Below are 16138 nucleotides of genomic sequence, written 5' to 3'. Positions count from 1 at the left end.
CGCGAGTTCGCCGGCGCGCATCTTTCCTGAGTGGCATCACGCATGACCACCTACGTGGCGCTGCTCTACAGCATCGTTCTCGGCCCCGGACGACGAGTCGTCATGTCCGACCTGCGCGACATGGCTGCCGATCTCGGTCTTGCCGATCCGCGCACGCTGGTGGCGACCGGAAATCTGGTCTTCGAAGCGGACAGGGTAATTCCCGAGCTCGAACGCGATCTCGAAACGTCTTTCGCCCGGAAATTCGGCAAGCACGTCGATATCATCGTCCGCGATGCAGCTTCATGGACGAAACTTGTAGCTGCCAATCCGTTCCCTGAGGACGCGGAACGCGAACCAGACCAGGTGGCTGTGCGGGTGATGCGTAAGCCGGTGACGCCAGATATCATCGACCGGCTGCGCTCCTACGTGGCACCGGACGAGAAGCTTGCTGCCGTGAACGGAGACATCTGGCTGCATTTCTCCCGCAGTGCCGGAACGTCGCGGCTGCTTGGCGCGCTGACGCCGAAGCGGGCAGGTGGTGTCGGCACGTCGCGGAACTGGAACACGGTCCGCCGGCTGGGCGACATGGTTTCAGGGCTTTGAGGCGCTTCACCTTGCGAAAAACACTGAATTGAGGCACAGCGCTGGCCAATGACCAAAACCGTCCAGAATGGGCCGCGTGCCCTCGACCACGTGGTCCTGCCGACCGCCAGCCTTGCGGTTGCGCGCCAACGCCTGTCATCGCTTGGTTTCACGGTCGCGCCCGAGGGCGTCCACCCCTTCGGTACGATCAATTGCTGCATCTATCTCGCCGACGGCACCTTCCTGGAGCCGCTGGCGGTGGGCGACGCCTCTGCCGTCGATCTGGCCGTGTCCAACAGCAACGTCTTCGTGGCGCGCGACCGTTCGTTTCGCGTCGCTCATGGCAATGAAGGCTTTTCCGCTGTCGTCTTCGCCTCCGATGACGCCGACGCCGACCATCGCGAATTTGTCGAAGCCGGTGTCTCGGCCGGCCCACGCCTCGATTTCTCGCGGCCCTTCGTCGATGCCGGCGGACGCGCCGATGTCGCATCGTTCCGGCTCGCCTTCACGGCTGAGCCCGCGAACACCGGGGACGCCTTCTTCTTTGCCTGCGAGCGCGCCAACGCGCCCAAGGTCGACCGCAGCGCCCTGCAGGTCCATGCCAATGGCGTGCGCCGTGTAGTTGCCATAGAGGCCAAGGCCGCCAACTCCGCCTCGGCCGCAGCCTTCCTGTCGACGGTCGCGCGCAGCGCATCCGAACCAGCAGCCGACGGCACCAAGGTGTCGCTGGCGAACACAGATTTCATCGTTCGCGCGGCGACGGGGAGCAACCATATCCAGCTCGGCTCCATCGTTTTCGCCGTCGACGATCTGGCAAGCCTGCGTATGCTCCTTGCAGAGCGCGGCATCGAACACGATCTAGACGGCCATCGGCTGGTGATTCCGCCAGCGCCGGGGCAGGGTGCTGCCTTCATATTCGAGGAACAGAAATGACCAAGCCGAACGCCACCGTCTCAGTGGGCAACACGCTGTTTGCCAATGACGCGCCGCTGTCGCTGATCGCCGGCCCGTGCCAGTTCGAATCGCGCCAGCATGCCTTCGACATGGCCGGCAAGCTCAAGGAACTGACCCAGAAGCTCGGTATCGGCTTTGTCTACAAGTCGAGCTTCGACAAGGCCAACCGCAGTTCGCTGTCCAGCACCCGCGGTGCCGGCCTCGATGCGGCGCTGCCCGCTTTCGCCGACCTGCGCAAGGAACTGGGTGTTACCGTTCTCACCGACGTGCACACCGAAGAACAGTGCGCTATCGTTGCCGAAGTGGTCGATGTGCTGCAGATCCCGGCCTTCCTCAGCCGCCAGACCGACATGCTCATTGCTGCCGCCAAGACCGGCAAGGTCGTCAACGTCAAGAAGGGCCAGTTCCTCGCCCCCTGGGACATGAAGAACGTCATCGCCAAGGTTACCGGCTCGGGCAATCCGAACGTCCTGGTGACCGAGCGCGGCGCGTCCTTCGGCTACAACACGCTGGTGTCCGACATGCGCGCGCTGCCGATCATGGCCGACATGGGCGCGCCTGTCATTTTCGACGCCACCCATTCGGTGCAGCAGCCGGGCGGGCTGGGCGCCACCTCGGGCGGCGAGCGCCGCTTCGTCGAGACGCTGGCACGTGCGGCCGTTGCCGTCGGCGTCGCTGGCGTGTTTATCGAAACGCACGAGGATCCCGACAATTCCACGTCGTCGGATGGACCCAACATGGTGCCGTTCAAGGACATGCCGGCCTTGCTCGAAAGACTGATGGCCTTCGATCGCGTCGCCAAGGCCTAGCAGGCGCGCTCCGCGCGGCTGCGTCGCCCGCCTGCAACTCCTGCTTGAGCCCGGCCTCGGCCGGGCGTAGGATTCTTCCGTGACTGAGCATTTCAGCAGGAGGACTTCCATGACTGTTGCCCGCGTTACGGAAATCACAGCATCGTCGACCAAGAGCTTCAAGGACGCCATTGAAGATGGTATCGCGCGCGCCTCGAAAACGCTGAAGAATGTCGAAGGCGCCTGGATCCAGGACCAGAAAGTGGTCGTCGAGAACGGCAAGATCGTTGCTTACCGGGTCAACATGAAGGTGACTTTCATCCTCACCGACTGACAGCTGCAGCTGTCGCACGCCCAAAAAAGATCGGAACCTGCCGGCCGGGGCATCGTTAACCCTGCATCCCACAACACAACAGGAGCAGGACCATGACGACTGTCACCGGCCATACCCAGGCCATTCCCGCATCGCGGGTCATCGGCACCAGCGTCTACAATTCCGCCGGCGAGACCATCGGCACGATCGAGGACGTGATGCTCGACAAGACGTCGAACGGCATCATGTTCGCTGTCGTCGGGTTCGGCGGCTTCCTCGGGATGGGCGAGAAGTACCATGCCGTTCCCTGGCCGGCGCTCGGTTACGACAAGACACGGGGCGGCTATGTCGTGCCGTTCTCCGTCGACCAGCTCAAGGCGGCTCCTGCCTATTCGGTCAGCGAACTGACCCAGGATGACGGCCGGGCGGCTCGCGATGCCGCTTTCCTGCATTACCGAGTGAAGCCTTACTGGCATTGACCGGCGGCTCGAGCGAGAAAAAGAAAGCCCCGCAAAATGCGGGGCTTTCTTTGTCCAGAGGCGGCGCACCTATCTCTCGGTCGTGAGCATTCTCACATGCGACTTGCCCAGTGTGGGCGGTTGGCTGTCGCAAGAGGTCAGGAATGCGGCTGCGATGAAGAACAAACTCAGGATACCACTCAACTCGGTCATGGCGAAACTCCCTCTGTTTCGCCCCGCGCGCAGCGAACTTACCCGAAAGTGTCGGGTTTTGCCTGCCTGTTCAGATGAAAAATCGTGACAGCGCTTTGCTGAAAGTGAATCGCGGCTTACGCAACGTGATATTTCGACCCACGCGATTGCCTTTTTGTCTGCTTTGGCTAAGACGGGCGCGGAAATCCAACCGATCCATTCTGCGATCAGCTCCCGGGGATGCCTCTTATGACAGCAATCATCGATATCGTCGGCCGCGAGATTCTCGACAGCCGTGGCAATCCCACCGTCGAGGTGGACGTGGTTCTCGAAGACGGCTCGATGGGCCGTGCGGCCGTGCCGTCAGGCGCTTCGACCGGCGCCCATGAGGCAATGGAACTGCGTGACGGTGGCCCACGCTATCTCGGCAAGGGCGTCGAGCGCGCCGTGGAAGCCGTCAACGGCGAGTTGTTCGAGGCGATCGGCGGCATGGAAGCCGAGCACCAGATCCATATCGACCAGACCATGATCGAGCTGGATGGCACGCCCAACAAAAGCCGTCTCGGCGCCAACGCCATCCTCGGCGTGTCGCTTGCGGTTGCCAAGGCCGCGGCCGAGTCGTCGGGCCTGCCGCTCTACCGTTATGTCGGCGGCCCGAACGCCCGCGTCCTGCCGGTGCCGATGATGAACATCATCAACGGCGGCGCGCATGCAGACAATCCGATCGACTTTCAGGAATTCATGATCATGCCGATCGGCGCGCCTTCGCTGCGTGACGCCGTGCGCTGGGGCTCGGAAATCTTCCACACCCTGAAGAAGGGTCTGAAGGACGCCGGTCACAACACCAATGTCGGCGACGAGGGTGGTTTCGCGCCGAATCTCAAGAGCGCCCAGGCTGCTCTCGACTTCGTCATGGCCTCGATCGAGAAGGCCGGTTTCAAGCCGGGCGAAGACGTGGCACTGGCGCTCGACTGCGCGGCCACTGAGTTCTTCAAGGACGGCGCCTATGTCTATGAAGGCGAGCGCAAGACCCGCGATCCCAAGGCGCAGGCCAAGTACCTTGCCAAGCTGGCTGCCGACTATCCGATCATCTCGATCGAGGACGGCATGGCCGAGGACGACTGGGAAGGCTGGAAGTACCTGACCGACATCTGCGGCGACAAGGTGCAGCTGGTCGGCGACGACCTGTTCGTCACCAATTCGGCCCGCCTGCGCGACGGTATCAAGATGGGCGTCGCCAATTCGATCCTGGTCAAGGTCAACCAAGTCGGCTCGCTGACCGAGACGCTCGACGCCGTCGAGACCGCACACAAGGCGAGCTACACCGCCGTCATGTCGCACCGCTCTGGCGAAACCGAGGATTCGACCATCGCCGACCTGGCGGTTGCCACCAACTGCGGCCAGATCAAGACCGGCTCGCTCGCCCGTTCGGACCGTACCGCCAAGTACAACCAGCTCATCCGCATCGAGGAAGAACTGGGCAAGCAGGCGCGCTACGCAGGCAGGTCGATCCTGCGCGGCTGAAGCTCGCTTCATCAATGTCGAAAGGCGGGGCTTGCCCCGCCTTTTTTGTCTCTCCGTCTTCCCGGATCGCGCTTGCGTAACCCTCCATTAAGCACAATGGAGCGACAAGAGCGTGAGAGAGGGTCGAGCCATGTGGACACGCCATCATAAGCAGAGAAACACCGGGCGGCTGATCGTTCCGGCGCTTGCTGCGATGTTCTTCAGCTATTTCGGCTTCCATGCCTATCACGGCGAATTCGGCATCTATTCCAAGTACAGGCTCGAAGCGCGGGCAGGCGAGCTGCAAGGCCGGCTCGATGCGGTTCGCGGTCATCGCCTGGAGGTCGAGCGGCGCGTTCGCATGCTGCATGACGGCACGCTCGAGAAGGACATGCTTGACGAACAGGCGCGCAACGCGCTCAATGTCTCCCATGCAGATGAGCTGACCATCATGCGTCCGCTCGGCGGTGCGATTAACTGAATTCCAGTTAATCAACAAGAAATTCAACAAATTTAGGCGCTTAACCGCATGCCTGCTATGCATTTTTCCGCATGGCGCAGCGTCACTCCCCATGCTAGCGTTTGGTCATGGAGAGGAGAGACAATGCATGATCTCCTCAATGTCCGCAAAGAGACGCCACTAGGGAGTGATGCATGGCCACCGCCGCCAAAAAAGCGCCTGCCAAAACGAAATCAGATTCAAGATCGTCTACACCGGTAACGCCCAAGCCGGTCGACTTCACCAAGGAGCAGGAGCTCTCCGCCTATCGCGAGATGCTGCTCATCCGCCGCTTCGAGGAAAAGGCCGGCCAGCTCTACGGCATGGGCTTCATCGGCGGCTTCTGTCACCTCTATATCGGTCAGGAAGCGGTCGTCACCGGCCTGCAGATGTCGCTGATCGAAGGCGACCAGATGATCACCGCCTATCGCGACCACGGCCACATGCTTGCCATGGGTCTGTCGGCGCGCGGCGTCATGGCGGAACTGACCGGGCGTCGGGGCGGCTTGTCGAAAGGCAAGGGCGGCTCCATGCACATGTTCTCCAAGGAAAAGCACTTCTACGGCGGTCACGGCATCGTCGGCGCCCAGGTGTCGCTCGGCACGGGCCTTGCCTTCGCCAATCGCTACCGCGAGAACCCCAATGTCAGCCTGACCTATTTCGGCGACGGTGCCGCCAACCAGGGCCAGGTCTATGAAAGCTTCAACATGGCCGCGCTGTGGAAGCTGCCGGTGATCTACGTCATCGAGAACAACCGCTACGCCATGGGTACCGCCGTTACGCGCGCTTCAGCCGAGACGGATTTCTCGCAGCGCGGTGTTTCCTTCAAGATTCCGGGTATCAAGGTCGACGGTATGGACGTGCGCGCGGTCAAGGCCGCCGGCGACCTGGCAACCGAATGGTGCCGTTCGGGCAACGGCCCGATCATCCTCGAGATGGAGACCTACCGCTATCGCGGCCACTCGATGTCCGATCCGGCCAAGTATCGTTCGAAGGACGAAGTGCAGAAGATGCGCTCCGAGCATGACCCGATCGAGCAGGTCAAGGCGCGTGTGCTTGCCAAGAAGTGGGCAAGCGAGGACGACCTCAAGGCCATCGACAAGGACGTGCGCGATGTCGTGGCCGACGCCGCCGATTTCGCCCAGACCGATCCCGAGCCGGATGTTTCCGAGCTCTGGACCGACATCGTGATCTAAGGGAGGGCGAAAAGATGCCGATCGAAATTCTCATGCCTGCGCTCTCTCCGACGATGGAAGAGGGCAATCTGTCCAAGTGGTTGAAGAACGAGGGCGACAAGGTCGCCGCCGGTGACGTGATCGCCGAGATCGAGACCGACAAGGCGACGATGGAAGTCGAGGCCGTTGACGAAGGCGTCATGGGCAAGCTGCTGATCGCCGCCGGTACCGAAGGGGTCAAGGTCAACACGCCGATCGCAGTGCTTTTACAGGACGGCGAAAGCTCGGCCGACATCGGCAAGGCTGCTGCTCCGGCCAAGGCCGAGGCTCCTGCTGCCGCTGCCCCGGCTGCCTCCGCCCCGGTTGCTGCCGCCCCCAAGACGGAAGTCGCTGCCGATCCCGATATCCCTGCCGGCACGGAGATGGTGTCGATGACGGTGCGCGAAGCGCTCCGCGACGCCATGGCCGAAGAAATGCGCCGCGACGGCGACGTTTTCGTCATGGGCGAGGAAGTCGCCGAATATCAGGGCGCCTACAAAATCACCCAGGGACTGCTGCAGGAATTCGGCCCGCGTCGCGTGGTCGACACCCCGATTACCGAGCACGGCTTTGCCGGTGTCGGCGTCGGTGCGGCAATGTCCGGGCTCAAGCCGATCGTCGAGTTCATGACCTTCAATTTCGCCATGCAGGCGATCGACCAGATCGTCAACTCGGCGGCGAAGACGCTGTACATGTCGGGCGGCCAGATGGGCGCGCCGATCGTGTTCCGCGGCCCCAACGGAGCTGCTGCCCGCGTCGCGGCCCAGCACTCGCAGTGCTATGCCGCCTGGTACAGCCACATCCCCGGTCTCAAGGTGGTCATGCCTTACACGGCAGCCGACGCCAAGGGCCTGCTGAAGGCTGCGATCCGCGATCCGAACCCGGTCATCTTCCTCGAGAACGAGATTCTCTACGGTCAGCATTTCGACGTGCCGAAGCTGGATGATTTCGTCCTGCCGATCGGCAAGGCCCGCATCCACAAACCGGGCAAGGACGTCACCATCGTCTCCTTCGGCATCGGCATGACCTATGCGGTCAAGGCCGAGGCGGAGCTGCGCGGCATGGGCATCGACGCCGAGATCATCGATCTCAGGACCATCCGTCCGCTCGACCTCGACACCATCATCGCCTCGGTCAAGAAGACCAACCGCCTGGTGGTGGTGGAAGAAGGCTTCCCGCAGTCCTCGGTCGGCGACTTCATCGCCAACCAGGTGTCGCAGCGCGCCTTCGACCATCTCGATGCGCCCGTCATCACGATTGCCGGCAAGGACGTGCCGATGCCTTATGCGGCCAATCTCGAAAAGCTCGCTCTGCCGAACGTCGGCGAGGTGATCGAGGCGGTCAAAGCAGTCACGTATCGCTGACAGGGGCGGGAGGTCATCATGCCGATCAATATCACCATGCCTGCCCTTTCGCCGACCATGGAAGAGGGCAACCTTTCGAAGTGGCTGGTCAAGGAAGGCGACAAGGTTTCGCCCGGCGACGTGATCGCCGAGATCGAAACCGACAAGGCAACGATGGAAGTCGAAGCCGTCGATGAAGGCACGGTCGCCAAACTTCTGGTTCCGGCCGGCACCGAGGGCGTCAAGGTCAACGCGCTGATCGCCATTCTTGCCGGCGACGGCGAGGATGTCGGCGCTGCCGCCAAGGGCGGCGCTGCTGCGCCTGCCAAGGCCGAAGCGCCGGTCGCGGCGGCGGCTCCTGTTGCGCCTGTGGCCGCGACGCAGCCGACCCCGGCAGCACAGCCTGCCGCGGTTCACGCCAATGGTGCTGCTGCACCGGCCAGCGATGGTCGCAGCTTTGCCTCGCCGCTCGCACGCCGCATCGCCAAGGATGCCAATGTCGACATCTCGGCCGTGACCGGCACCGGGCCGCATGGCCGCGTGGTCAAGGCCGACGTCGAGGCCGCGATCTCGGGTGGCGGCGCCAAGGCTGCACCTGCTGCCAAGGCTCCAGCAGCCCCGGCTGCTGCGCCCGGAGCCAAGGGCATGCCTGACGACCATGTGCTCAAGCTGTTCGAAGAAGGCAGCTACGAGCTCATTCCGCACGACAACATGCGCAAGACCATCGCCCGCCGCCTCGTCGAGGCGAAGAGCACGATCCCGCATTTCTATCTCACGCTCGACTGCAACATCGATGCGCTGCTGGCACTGCGCGCCCAACTCAACGCCGCAGCACCGAGCGTGAAGACTGAGAAGGGCGAGGTTCCCGCCTACAAGCTGTCGGTCAACGACATGATCATCAAGGCGATGGCCCTGGCCCTCAAGGCCGTCCCGGATGCCAATGTGTCATGGACGGACCAGGCCATGGTCAAGCACAAGCACGCCGATGTCGGTGTTGCCGTGTCGATCCCGGGCGGGCTGATCACCCCGATCATCCGCCAGGCCGACATCAAGACGCTGTCGGTCATCTCCAACGAGATGAAGGACCTCGCTAGCCGGGCTCGCAACCGCAAGCTCAAGCCGGAAGAGTATCAGGGCGGCACCAGTGCCGTGTCCAACCTCGGCATGTTCGGCATCAAGGACTTCTCCGCCGTCATCAACCCGCCGCATGCCACCATCCTGGCTGTCGGCGCGGGCGAGGAGCGGGCCGTGGTGAAGAATGGCGAGATCAAGATCGCCAACGTGATGTCGGTGACGCTGTCGACCGATCACCGCGCTGTCGATGGCGCGCTGGGTGCCGAGCTTCTATCGGCCTTCAGGCGCCTTATCGAAAACCCGATGGGCATGCTGGTCTAAGCATCGGCCCTCCTCGTCCGCGAGGAGGGCATTCGCCTTGCTGGTCGAAAGGCTAGGATTGGGGACCCTTTCATGAAGTCAGTTCTTTGCTACGGCGACTCGCTGACCTGGGGCTACGATGCCGCGGGCCCAGGCCGCCATGCGCTCGAAGACCGTTGGCCGAGCGTGCTGCAGGCGGAACTCGGGCAGGGCGTGCATGTCATCGCCGAGGGTCTGAACGGCCGCACCACCGCCTTCGATGATCATCTCGCGGCCACCGACCGCAACGGCGCACGCACCTTGCCGACCGTCCTTGGCACGCATACGCCGATCGATCTCGTCGTCATAATGCTCGGCGCCAACGACATGAAACCATGGATCCATGGCAATCCGCTCGCCGCCAAGCAGGGCATGGCGCGGCTGGTGTCCATCGTCAGGAGCTACGACCACGGCATGGACTACCCTACGCCTGAAATCCTGCTGGTGTCGCCGCCTGCCGTCAGCCGTACCGACAATGCCGAATTCAAGGACATGTTTGCCGGCGGCGACAAGGCCTCGCACAAGCTTGCGCCGCTCTATGCGGCGCTGGCCGACGAGATCGGTTGCGGTTTCTTCGACGCCGGCTCGGTTGCGGTGACAACGCCGCTCGATGGCGTGCATCTCGACGCCGGCAACACGCGCGCCATCGGCAAGGCACTTGCTCCGGTCGTGCGCGTGATGCTGGAGCTCTGATTTGGCCGGCCAAGTCACCATACGCCGTGCCGAGAGGCGCGACGCGGCCGAACTGGCGATCCTTGTCGACCTGTCGTCGCACGGCATCGCCTCGTGGCTCTGGTATGGTGCGGTGCTCGATGGCACCGCACAGACCGCGCTTGAACATGGGCGCAACCAGTTGCGCCGCGACGAAGAGCGCGCCGGATGGAAGGACGCGAGCCTCGCCGAGGTGGGGGGCGAGACCGCCGGCGTGGTGATCGGCCATCTCGTCGATCCGTCCTTTGCCGATGAGACGGCGCCGCATCCGGTGTTCGAACCGATTTTGAAGCTGCAGCAGCAGGTCATCGGCCACTGGTTCATCGACAGCGTCGGTGTGTATCTGCATCACCGTGGACACGGCATCGGCCGCAAACTGCTCGACCATGAACTGGCGCGTGCCGCAGGCCGCCCGGTCAGCCTGATCACCGAAAGCACCAATGAAGTGGCGCTCGGCCTTTACAAATCCAGGGGATTTGCGGAAGCGGCGCGTCTGGCATCCGTACCGATCGACGACAACAGCAAGCAACACGACTGGGTGCTGCTCACGCGCAGCGCGACCTGAACAAGAGGCACACTCATGGCTGAGAATTACGACGTCATCATCATCGGCTCCGGTCCGGGCGGCTATATCGCTGCGATCCGTGCGGCCCAGCTCGGCCTCAAGACGGCGGTTGTCGAACGCGAGCACCTTGCCGGCATCTGCTCCAACTGGGGCTGCATCCCGACCAAGGCGCTGCTGCGTTCGGCCGAAGTGCTGCACCTTGCCGAGCACGCCAAGAACTACGGCCTCAAGCTCGAAGGCTCGATCTCGCCCGACCTCAAGGCCATCGTCGAGCGTTCGCGCGGCATCGCCCAGCGCATGAATGGCGGCGTCGGCTTCTTGATGAAGAAGAACAAGGTCGACGTCATCTGGGGCGAAGCCAAGCTCACCAAGCCCGGCCAGATCGTCGTCTCCAAGTCGTCGAAGAAGCCGATGGAACCGCAGGCGCCGCTGCCCAAGAACACGCTGGGCGAGGGCACCTACTCGGCCAAGCACATCATCGTCGCCACCGGCGCCCGTCCGCGCGCGCTGCCCGGCATCGAGCCCGACGGCAAGCTGATCTGGACCTATTTCGAGGCGATGGTGCCGCCGGAAATGCCCAAGTCGCTGCTTGTCATGGGTTCGGGCGCCATCGGCATCGAGTTCGCCTCGTTCTACCGCACCATGGGCGTCGACGTGACCGTGGTCGAGGTCATGCCTGCCGTCATGCCGGTCGAGGATGCCGAGATCTCAGCCTTCGCCAAGAAGCAGTTCGAAAAGCAGGGCATGAAGATCCATCTCGAGGCCAAGGTCACCAATGTCGAGAAGGGCGCCAATTCGGTCACGGCCCATGTCGAGATGAAGGACGGCAAGATCGAGAAGATCACCGCCGACCGCATGATCTCGGCCGTCGGTGTCCAGGGCAATATCGAAAACATCGGCCTCGAAGCGCTCGGCGTGAAGACCGACCGCGGCTGCATCGTCATCGACGGCTACGGCAAGACCAATGTGCCGGGCATCTATGCCATCGGCGACGTTGCCGGCCCGCCGATGCTGGCCCACAAGGCCGAGCACGAGGCGGTCATCTGCGTCGAGAAGATCGCCGGCCTGCCCAATGTGCACCCGATGGACAAGCTCAAGATCCCGGGCTGCACCTACTGCAATCCGCAGGTCGCCTCCGTCGGCCTGACCGAAGCCAGGGCCAAGGCCGAAGGCAAGGACATCCGCGTCGGCCGCTTCCCCTTCGTCGCCAACGGCAAGGCGATCGCGCTCGGCGAGGACCAGGGCATGGTCAAGACGATCTTCGACAAGAAGACCGGCCAGCTGCTCGGCGCGCACCTCGTCGGCGCTGAAGTTACCGAGCTGATCCAGGGTTTTGTCGTGGCGATGAACCTGGAGACGACCGAAGAAGAGCTGATGCACACCATCTTCCCGCATCCGACGATCTCGGAAACGATGAAAGAAAGCGTGCTCGACGCCTATGGGCGTGCGCTGAATGCATAAGTGCCGCGCGCGGGCTCGTCTTTCGCGACGCGCCCGTTGCCACTATATGCCCTGAACCAAGTGGAATGGCCGGCGACGCCGGAGTGGAGCGATGGAAGAGAGCAGCGGAATTCTCGGCATGCCGGGTGTCGGTTTCTTCGGCATGCTGCTCGTCGGTTTCCTTGCCGGCTACATCGCCGAACGCACGATGAACCGCGATCATGGCTTCCTGACCAACATTCTCGTCGGGATTGCCGGATCCTTCGTCGGCGGCACTCTGGCGGGTCTGCTCGGCATCCATTATTACGGGTTTGCAGGCAATCTGCTGGTCGCCGTCGGTGGCGCAGTGATCCTGCTCTGGATTTTCGGCCGCTCGCAACCGGCGCGGCCACGATAGGAAGAACCGATGGTCACCGTGCTTGATCTCAAAGACCGTCCGCGCACGCGGCACCCGGAAAAGGCCCACCGGCCCGACCAGGAGGTCCTGCGCAAGCCCGACTGGATCCGCGTCAAGGCGCCGGTGTCGCGCGGCTACCAGGAAACGCGCGAAATCGTGAAGTCGCACAAGCTGGTCACCGTCTGCGAAGAGGCCGGCTGCCCCAACATCGGCGAGTGCTGGGAAAAGAAGCACGCCACCTTCATGATCATGGGCGAGATCTGCACCCGCGCCTGCGCGTTCTGCAATGTCGCCACTGGCATCCCGACGCCGCTCGACCCGAATGAGCCGGAGAGCGTGGCAAAGGCCGTCGCCCAGATGGGCCTGACTCACGTCGTCATCACTTCGGTCGACCGCGACGACCTGGCCGACGGCGGTGCCCAGCATTTCGCCGACGTGATCCATGCCATCCGCCGGCTGACGCCGACCACCACCATCGAAATCCTGACGCCGGACTTCCTGCGTAAGGAAGGCGCGCTCGAGATCGTCGTTGCCGCTCGTCCCGACGTCTTCAACCACAATCTTGAGACCGTGCCGTCGAACTATCTGACCGTTCGTCCTGGCGCGCGCTATTTCCACTCGATCCGCCTGCTGCAGCGGGTCAAGGAGCTTGATCCCTCGATCTTCACCAAGTCCGGCATCATGGTCGGCCTCGGCGAGGAACGGAACGAAATCCTCCAGCTGATGGACGACCTGCGCACGGCCAATGTCGACTTCATGACCATCGGCCAGTATCTGCAGCCGTCGAAGAAGCACCATCCGGTCAAGAAGTTCGTGACGCCTGAGGAGTTCGCCTCCTACGCCACCGTTGGCAAGACCAAGGGCTTCCTGCTCGTCGCGTCCAGCCCGCTGACGCGCTCGTCGCACCATGCCGGCGACGATTTCGCCAAGTTGCGCGCCGCGCGCGAGGCCATGCTGGCCAGGAAGGCCTGACGTTCGCTTCCGATGCCGAAGTTCGAGACCACGCGGCACGTCAGCCACTCGCCGGAAGAGATGTTCGCGCTGGTTGCCGACGTCGAGAAGTATCCGGAGTTCTTGCCGCTGTGCGAGGGGCTCAACGTGCGCTCGCGGCGCGAGCGCGACGGCCGCGAGATTCTCGTCGCCGACATGACCGTCGGCTACAAGGCGATCCGGGAGACGTTCACCACGCAGGTGCTGCTCACGCCTGCCGAACACACCATCGACGTCAAATATCTCGACGGCCCGTTTCGCTACCTGACCAATGAATGGAAGTTTCTGGCTTCGCCCGATGGGGGGGCAAAGGTAGAATTCTTCATCGACTACGAATTCAAGAGCCGCATCCTCGGCGCTCTGATGGGCACGATGTTCGACCGCGCCTTCCGCATGTTCGCCGAAGCCTTCGAAAAGCGCGCCGACGCGATTTACGGGCCGGTGAAGTCGGCCTGATGGTCGCTCATTGATCGGGATCGGCTAGTTGGGTGCGGACCGCGAGGCGTCGGAAGGATCATCCGGGCTCTGGCCGGAAAGGTTGAGCGTGTATCCCCTGAGCGGCTCTCTGAAGTAGGCAATTCCTGCGTCGTCCACCGTTCCTCGAAGGACGATTTCCTTGAGGCCGTCCACGATCTCCTGGCCATCGTCGGCCCGAATTTTCGCCTCGACGCAGTCGCCCTGCGCATAGCCCGACGTTTCGATGACCAGGTTCAGGTCGACGTAGTGGTCGACTTCGCTCACGACCACACGTTTGTTCTCGGGGCCTTGGGTCCAGTATATGTCGACTACCGTTCCTTTTGGCGGACGTGTTGGCAGGTCGCACGTGGCCTGAATCGGTGCGTCGATGTGGCCTTGTTTGCCCTGCGTAGTTTCCAGCTCGTCCTGGTCGCTTTTGTCGATGGCGGGCGACTCTGCAAGCGTGGGATTAAGCTGAGCTAGAAGACTGCCAAGAAGCAGCGCCAACCACCAACGAGTACCGCGAGCCAATGGACCGTCGGCAACAGCCAATCGTGGCCTCCCGATCTTAGATCGCCCGCAGCCCGAGCCCCAGGGCCGTTCTGACCGTCTCGTGGCGGATGAAATCGCGGCCCTTGTTCTCGAACAGGCGAAATTCGGCTTCGGCAGGAACTCCGTTCCGCGCCACGCCGAACCAGACGAGCCCGACGGGCTTTTCCGGCGATCCGCCTCCCGGCCCGGCAACGCCGGTCACGGCGAGCGCCAGGCTGGCGCGCGAATGGGCGAGGGCACCGGCTGCCATTTCAAGCGCCGTTTCGCGGGATACCGCGCCATGCGCCTTCAGCGTCTCCTGGGAAACCCCGAGCATGTCCATTTTGGCTTCGTTGGAATAGGTGATGAAGCCGCGGTCGACGACGGCAGATGAGCCGGCGATATCGGTCAGGGCCGCGATGATCATGCCACCGGTACAGCTTTCGGCCGTCGCGATCGTCATGCCCTCGGCGAGGCAGGCGTCGAGCAGGGCCGAGGCGAGGGCGGACGTGTCGCTCATTCCGGCAATTCGCCCGGATAGACCACGCTGGCCGTAGCGATCGCCGCGATGCCTTCCTCGCGCCCCACGAAACCCAGCTTTTCGTTGGTCGTAGCCTTGATCGAGATGCGCTCAGGCGCGATGCGCAGCATGTCGGCGAGCTCGGCTGTCATGGCGGCGCGATGCGGTCCGACGCGTGGTGCCTCGCAGATCAGCGTGATGTCGGCATTGGCGATGCGGCCACCGCGCGAGCGCACGATTGCGGCCGCATGCTCGACGAAGATGCGCGATGCGGCACCTTTCCACTGTGGGTCCGAAGGCGGGAAATGCGTGCCGATGTCGCCGGCGCCGCAGGTGGCCAGAAGCGCATCGGTCAGTGCATGCAGGCAGACGTCGGCATCCGAATGGCCGTTCAGCTTTTTCGTATGCGGGATGTTCACGCCGCACAGCGTGACGTGGTCGCCGGCCTCGAAGGAATGCACGTCGTAGCCGTTGCCGGTGCGGACGTCGGGGAAATGCGGCATCTGGCCGGAAAGGCGCTGGTCGGCCATGGTGATGTCTCGTGCCCAGGTAAGTTTGACGTTGTCAGGCGAGCCGAGCACCAGCCGGACGGGAATACCGGCCCATTCGGCAATAGCCGAGTCGTCGGTGAAATCGGTGCGGCCCGCGTCAAAGGCGCGCTGATGCGCGGAAAAGATCTGCTCGAAGGGAAAGCCCTGTGGGGTCTGCGCCGAATGCAGGCCACCGCGCGGCACGGTTTCCGCCACCGTCCGGTCGAAGGCCTCTTTCTTCAGCGTATCGGAGACGGGTAGGGACGGCAGCGAGCCGTGCTTTTCGTCGATGCCCGATATGGTCCGGTCGATGACCTCTGGGCCAATGAATGGCCGCACGCCGTCATGGATGAGCACGGCCGCCGGCTTGGCCTCCTGCAAGGCAAGCAGCGCAAAACGCGTCGAGTCCTGCCGTGTCGCGCCGCCGACGACAGTGGTGACGCGCGAGGCGAATTCGCCGGCCGCGGCCGTGAACAGATCGCCATCATCGGCATGGATGGCGACCGCCACCGGGCCAACGCGGGGATGTTCGAGGAACGCCTTCAGCGTGTGCCAGATCACGGCCTTGCCGCCGATCTTGCGATATTGCTTTGGCCCGTCCGCCTGACCAGCACGTTCGCCCCGTCCTGCCGCGACGATCACGGCGGCGACGGTTGAATCAATACGGGTCGGCAAAGGCTTCGAATTCATCCGGAGAGGCTTAGTCGCGCGCATCGGAGAAGGCCAGAGAAATCCCGAAAGGGCCTCATTCGCCTGT

19 protein-coding genes are annotated in these 16138 nt (G+C 63.2%); 16 read left to right on the top strand and 3 right to left on the bottom strand.

The features are described from left to right. The first annotated feature begins 42 nt into the window (after positions 1-42). The 16 genes from B015_RS0112725 (at position 43) to B015_RS0112650 (ending at position 13800) form a co-directional block, all read left to right on the top strand. Entirely contained in the window at positions 43-585 is a 543-nt protein-coding gene (locus tag B015_RS0112725; protein ID WP_018428082.1) for a DUF1697 domain-containing protein, read from the top strand. Positions 586-633: 48 nt separating this feature from the next. Continuing rightward, positions 634-1497 (top strand): VOC family protein, encoded by an 864-nt coding sequence (locus B015_RS0112720; RefSeq protein ID WP_018428081.1) that lies wholly within the window; start codon positions 634-636, stop codon positions 1495-1497. After that, the gene (gene kdsA, locus B015_RS0112715) at positions 1494-2327 is read left to right on the top strand and encodes a 3-deoxy-8-phosphooctulonate synthase (protein ID WP_018428080.1); all 834 of its coding nucleotides are present in this window, start codon (positions 1494-1496) and stop codon (positions 2325-2327) included. Before B015_RS0112720 ends, kdsA begins: the two co-directional genes overlap by 4 nt. 109 nt (positions 2328-2436) lie before the next feature. Beyond that, positions 2437-2640, top strand: coding sequence for a dodecin family protein (locus B015_RS0112710; protein WP_018428079.1), 204 nt, complete (start codon positions 2437-2439; stop codon positions 2638-2640). Positions 2641-2732: 92 nt separating this feature from the next. Continuing rightward, entirely contained in the window at positions 2733-3098 is a 366-nt protein-coding gene (locus B015_RS0112705; RefSeq protein ID WP_018428078.1) for a PRC-barrel domain-containing protein, read from the top strand. Positions 3099-3518: 420 nt separating this feature from the next. After that, positions 3519-4793 carry a phosphopyruvate hydratase gene (eno, locus tag B015_RS0112700; protein WP_018428076.1) on the top strand — a complete coding sequence of 425 codons (1275 nt, stop codon included), beginning with the start codon at positions 3519-3521 and terminating at the stop codon, positions 4791-4793. 130 nt (positions 4794-4923) lie between these two features. Further along, positions 4924-5253 (top strand): septum formation initiator family protein, encoded by a 330-nt coding sequence (locus tag B015_RS0112695; protein ID WP_018428075.1) that lies wholly within the window; start codon positions 4924-4926, stop codon positions 5251-5253. Positions 5254-5426: 173 nt separating this feature from the next. Next, the gene (gene pdhA, locus B015_RS0112690) at positions 5427-6467 is read left to right on the top strand and encodes a pyruvate dehydrogenase (acetyl-transferring) E1 component subunit alpha (protein ID WP_018428074.1); all 1041 of its coding nucleotides are present in this window, start codon (positions 5427-5429) and stop codon (positions 6465-6467) included. Between the two features lie 14 nt (positions 6468-6481). Then, positions 6482-7849: a pyruvate dehydrogenase complex E1 component subunit beta gene (locus B015_RS0112685; protein ID WP_018428073.1), complete on the top strand. Its 1368-nt coding sequence runs from the start codon at positions 6482-6484 to the stop codon at positions 7847-7849. An 18-nt stretch (positions 7850-7867) separates the two neighbouring features. Continuing rightward, complete coding sequence (locus B015_RS0112680; RefSeq protein WP_018428072.1) at positions 7868-9223, top strand: pyruvate dehydrogenase complex dihydrolipoamide acetyltransferase; 1356 nt, start codon at positions 7868-7870, stop codon at positions 9221-9223. A gap of 72 nt (positions 9224-9295) precedes the next feature. Further along, a complete protein-coding gene (locus tag B015_RS0112675; RefSeq protein ID WP_018428071.1) occupies positions 9296-9934 on the top strand; it encodes an SGNH/GDSL hydrolase family protein in 639 nt (212 codons plus the stop codon). A 1-nt stretch (position 9935) separates the two neighbouring features. Further along, complete coding sequence (locus B015_RS0112670; RefSeq protein WP_018428070.1) at positions 9936-10517, top strand: GNAT family N-acetyltransferase; 582 nt, start codon at positions 9936-9938, stop codon at positions 10515-10517. 15 nt (positions 10518-10532) lie between these two features. Beyond that, positions 10533-11978: a dihydrolipoyl dehydrogenase gene (lpdA, locus tag B015_RS0112665; protein ID WP_018428069.1), complete on the top strand. Its 1446-nt coding sequence runs from the start codon at positions 10533-10535 to the stop codon at positions 11976-11978. Positions 11979-12069: 91 nt separating this feature from the next. Next, complete coding sequence (locus B015_RS0112660) at positions 12070-12354, top strand: GlsB/YeaQ/YmgE family stress response membrane protein (protein ID WP_018428068.1); 285 nt, start codon at positions 12070-12072, stop codon at positions 12352-12354. A gap of 9 nt (positions 12355-12363) precedes the next feature. After that, a complete protein-coding gene (gene lipA, locus B015_RS0112655) occupies positions 12364-13326 on the top strand; it encodes a lipoyl synthase (protein WP_018428067.1) in 963 nt (320 codons plus the stop codon). A 12-nt stretch (positions 13327-13338) separates the two neighbouring features. Next, positions 13339-13800 (top strand): type II toxin-antitoxin system RatA family toxin, encoded by a 462-nt coding sequence (locus tag B015_RS0112650; RefSeq protein ID WP_018428066.1) that lies wholly within the window; start codon positions 13339-13341, stop codon positions 13798-13800. Between the two features lie 24 nt (positions 13801-13824). Here B015_RS0112650 and B015_RS32175 read toward each other — a convergent pair whose 3' ends face one another. From B015_RS32175 to B015_RS0112635, 3 genes are read right to left on the bottom strand one after another with little or no spacing between them, the layout of a single operon-like run. Further along, positions 13825-14352 (bottom strand): hypothetical protein, encoded by a 528-nt coding sequence (locus tag B015_RS32175; RefSeq protein ID WP_157632720.1) that lies wholly within the window; start codon positions 14350-14352, stop codon positions 13825-13827. A gap of 16 nt (positions 14353-14368) precedes the next feature. Next, positions 14369-14851, bottom strand: coding sequence for a CinA family protein (locus tag B015_RS0112640; RefSeq protein WP_018428064.1), 483 nt, complete (start codon positions 14849-14851; stop codon positions 14369-14371). Then, positions 14848-16056 (bottom strand): bifunctional 2-C-methyl-D-erythritol 4-phosphate cytidylyltransferase/2-C-methyl-D-erythritol 2,4-cyclodiphosphate synthase, encoded by a 1209-nt coding sequence (locus tag B015_RS0112635; protein WP_026227214.1) that lies wholly within the window; start codon positions 16054-16056, stop codon positions 14848-14850. The genes B015_RS0112640 and B015_RS0112635 overlap by 4 nt, the downstream gene beginning before the upstream one ends. Between the last annotated feature and the right edge of the window lie 82 nt (positions 16057-16138).

It is taken from the genome of Hoeflea sp. 108, from assembly GCF_000372965.1.
Classification (GTDB): Bacteria; Pseudomonadota; Alphaproteobacteria; order Rhizobiales; family Rhizobiaceae; genus Aminobacter.
Note: the sequence above shows the minus strand (reverse complement) of the source record. Positions and strands in the feature narration are given on the sequence as shown.

Excerpts from the sequence above, each read along its gene's own strand:
- B015_RS0112650 (WP_018428066.1), top strand. The coding sequence starts at position 13,339 with ATGCCGAAGTTCGAGACCACGCGGCACGTCAGCCACTCGCCGGAAGAG.
- B015_RS0112710 (WP_018428079.1), top strand. The coding sequence starts at position 2,437 with ATGACTGTTGCCCGCGTTACGGAAATCACAGCATCGTCGACCAAGAGC.
- lpdA (WP_018428069.1), top strand. The coding sequence starts at position 10,533 with ATGGCTGAGAATTACGACGTCATCATCATCGGCTCCGGTCCGGGCGGC.
- B015_RS0112680 (WP_018428072.1), top strand. The coding sequence starts at position 7,868 with ATGCCGATCAATATCACCATGCCTGCCCTTTCGCCGACCATGGAAGAG.
- B015_RS0112705 (WP_018428078.1), top strand. The coding sequence starts at position 2,733 with ATGACGACTGTCACCGGCCATACCCAGGCCATTCCCGCATCGCGGGTC.
- B015_RS0112695 (WP_018428075.1), top strand. The coding sequence starts at position 4,924 with ATGTGGACACGCCATCATAAGCAGAGAAACACCGGGCGGCTGATCGTT.
- B015_RS0112640 (WP_018428064.1), bottom strand. The coding sequence starts at position 14,851 with ATGAGCGACACGTCCGCCCTCGCCTCGGCCCTGCTCGACGCCTGCCTC.
- B015_RS0112720 (WP_018428081.1), top strand. The coding sequence starts at position 634 with ATGACCAAAACCGTCCAGAATGGGCCGCGTGCCCTCGACCACGTGGTC.
- eno (WP_018428076.1), top strand. The coding sequence starts at position 3,519 with ATGACAGCAATCATCGATATCGTCGGCCGCGAGATTCTCGACAGCCGT.
- pdhA (WP_018428074.1), top strand. The coding sequence starts at position 5,427 with ATGGCCACCGCCGCCAAAAAAGCGCCTGCCAAAACGAAATCAGATTCA.
- B015_RS0112675 (WP_018428071.1), top strand. The coding sequence starts at position 9,296 with ATGAAGTCAGTTCTTTGCTACGGCGACTCGCTGACCTGGGGCTACGAT.
- kdsA (WP_018428080.1), top strand. The coding sequence starts at position 1,494 with ATGACCAAGCCGAACGCCACCGTCTCAGTGGGCAACACGCTGTTTGCC.
- lipA (WP_018428067.1), top strand. The coding sequence starts at position 12,364 with ATGGTCACCGTGCTTGATCTCAAAGACCGTCCGCGCACGCGGCACCCG.
- B015_RS0112725 (WP_018428082.1), top strand. The coding sequence starts at position 43 with ATGACCACCTACGTGGCGCTGCTCTACAGCATCGTTCTCGGCCCCGGA.
- B015_RS0112660 (WP_018428068.1), top strand. The coding sequence starts at position 12,070 with ATGGAAGAGAGCAGCGGAATTCTCGGCATGCCGGGTGTCGGTTTCTTC.
- B015_RS0112685 (WP_018428073.1), top strand. The coding sequence starts at position 6,482 with ATGCCGATCGAAATTCTCATGCCTGCGCTCTCTCCGACGATGGAAGAG.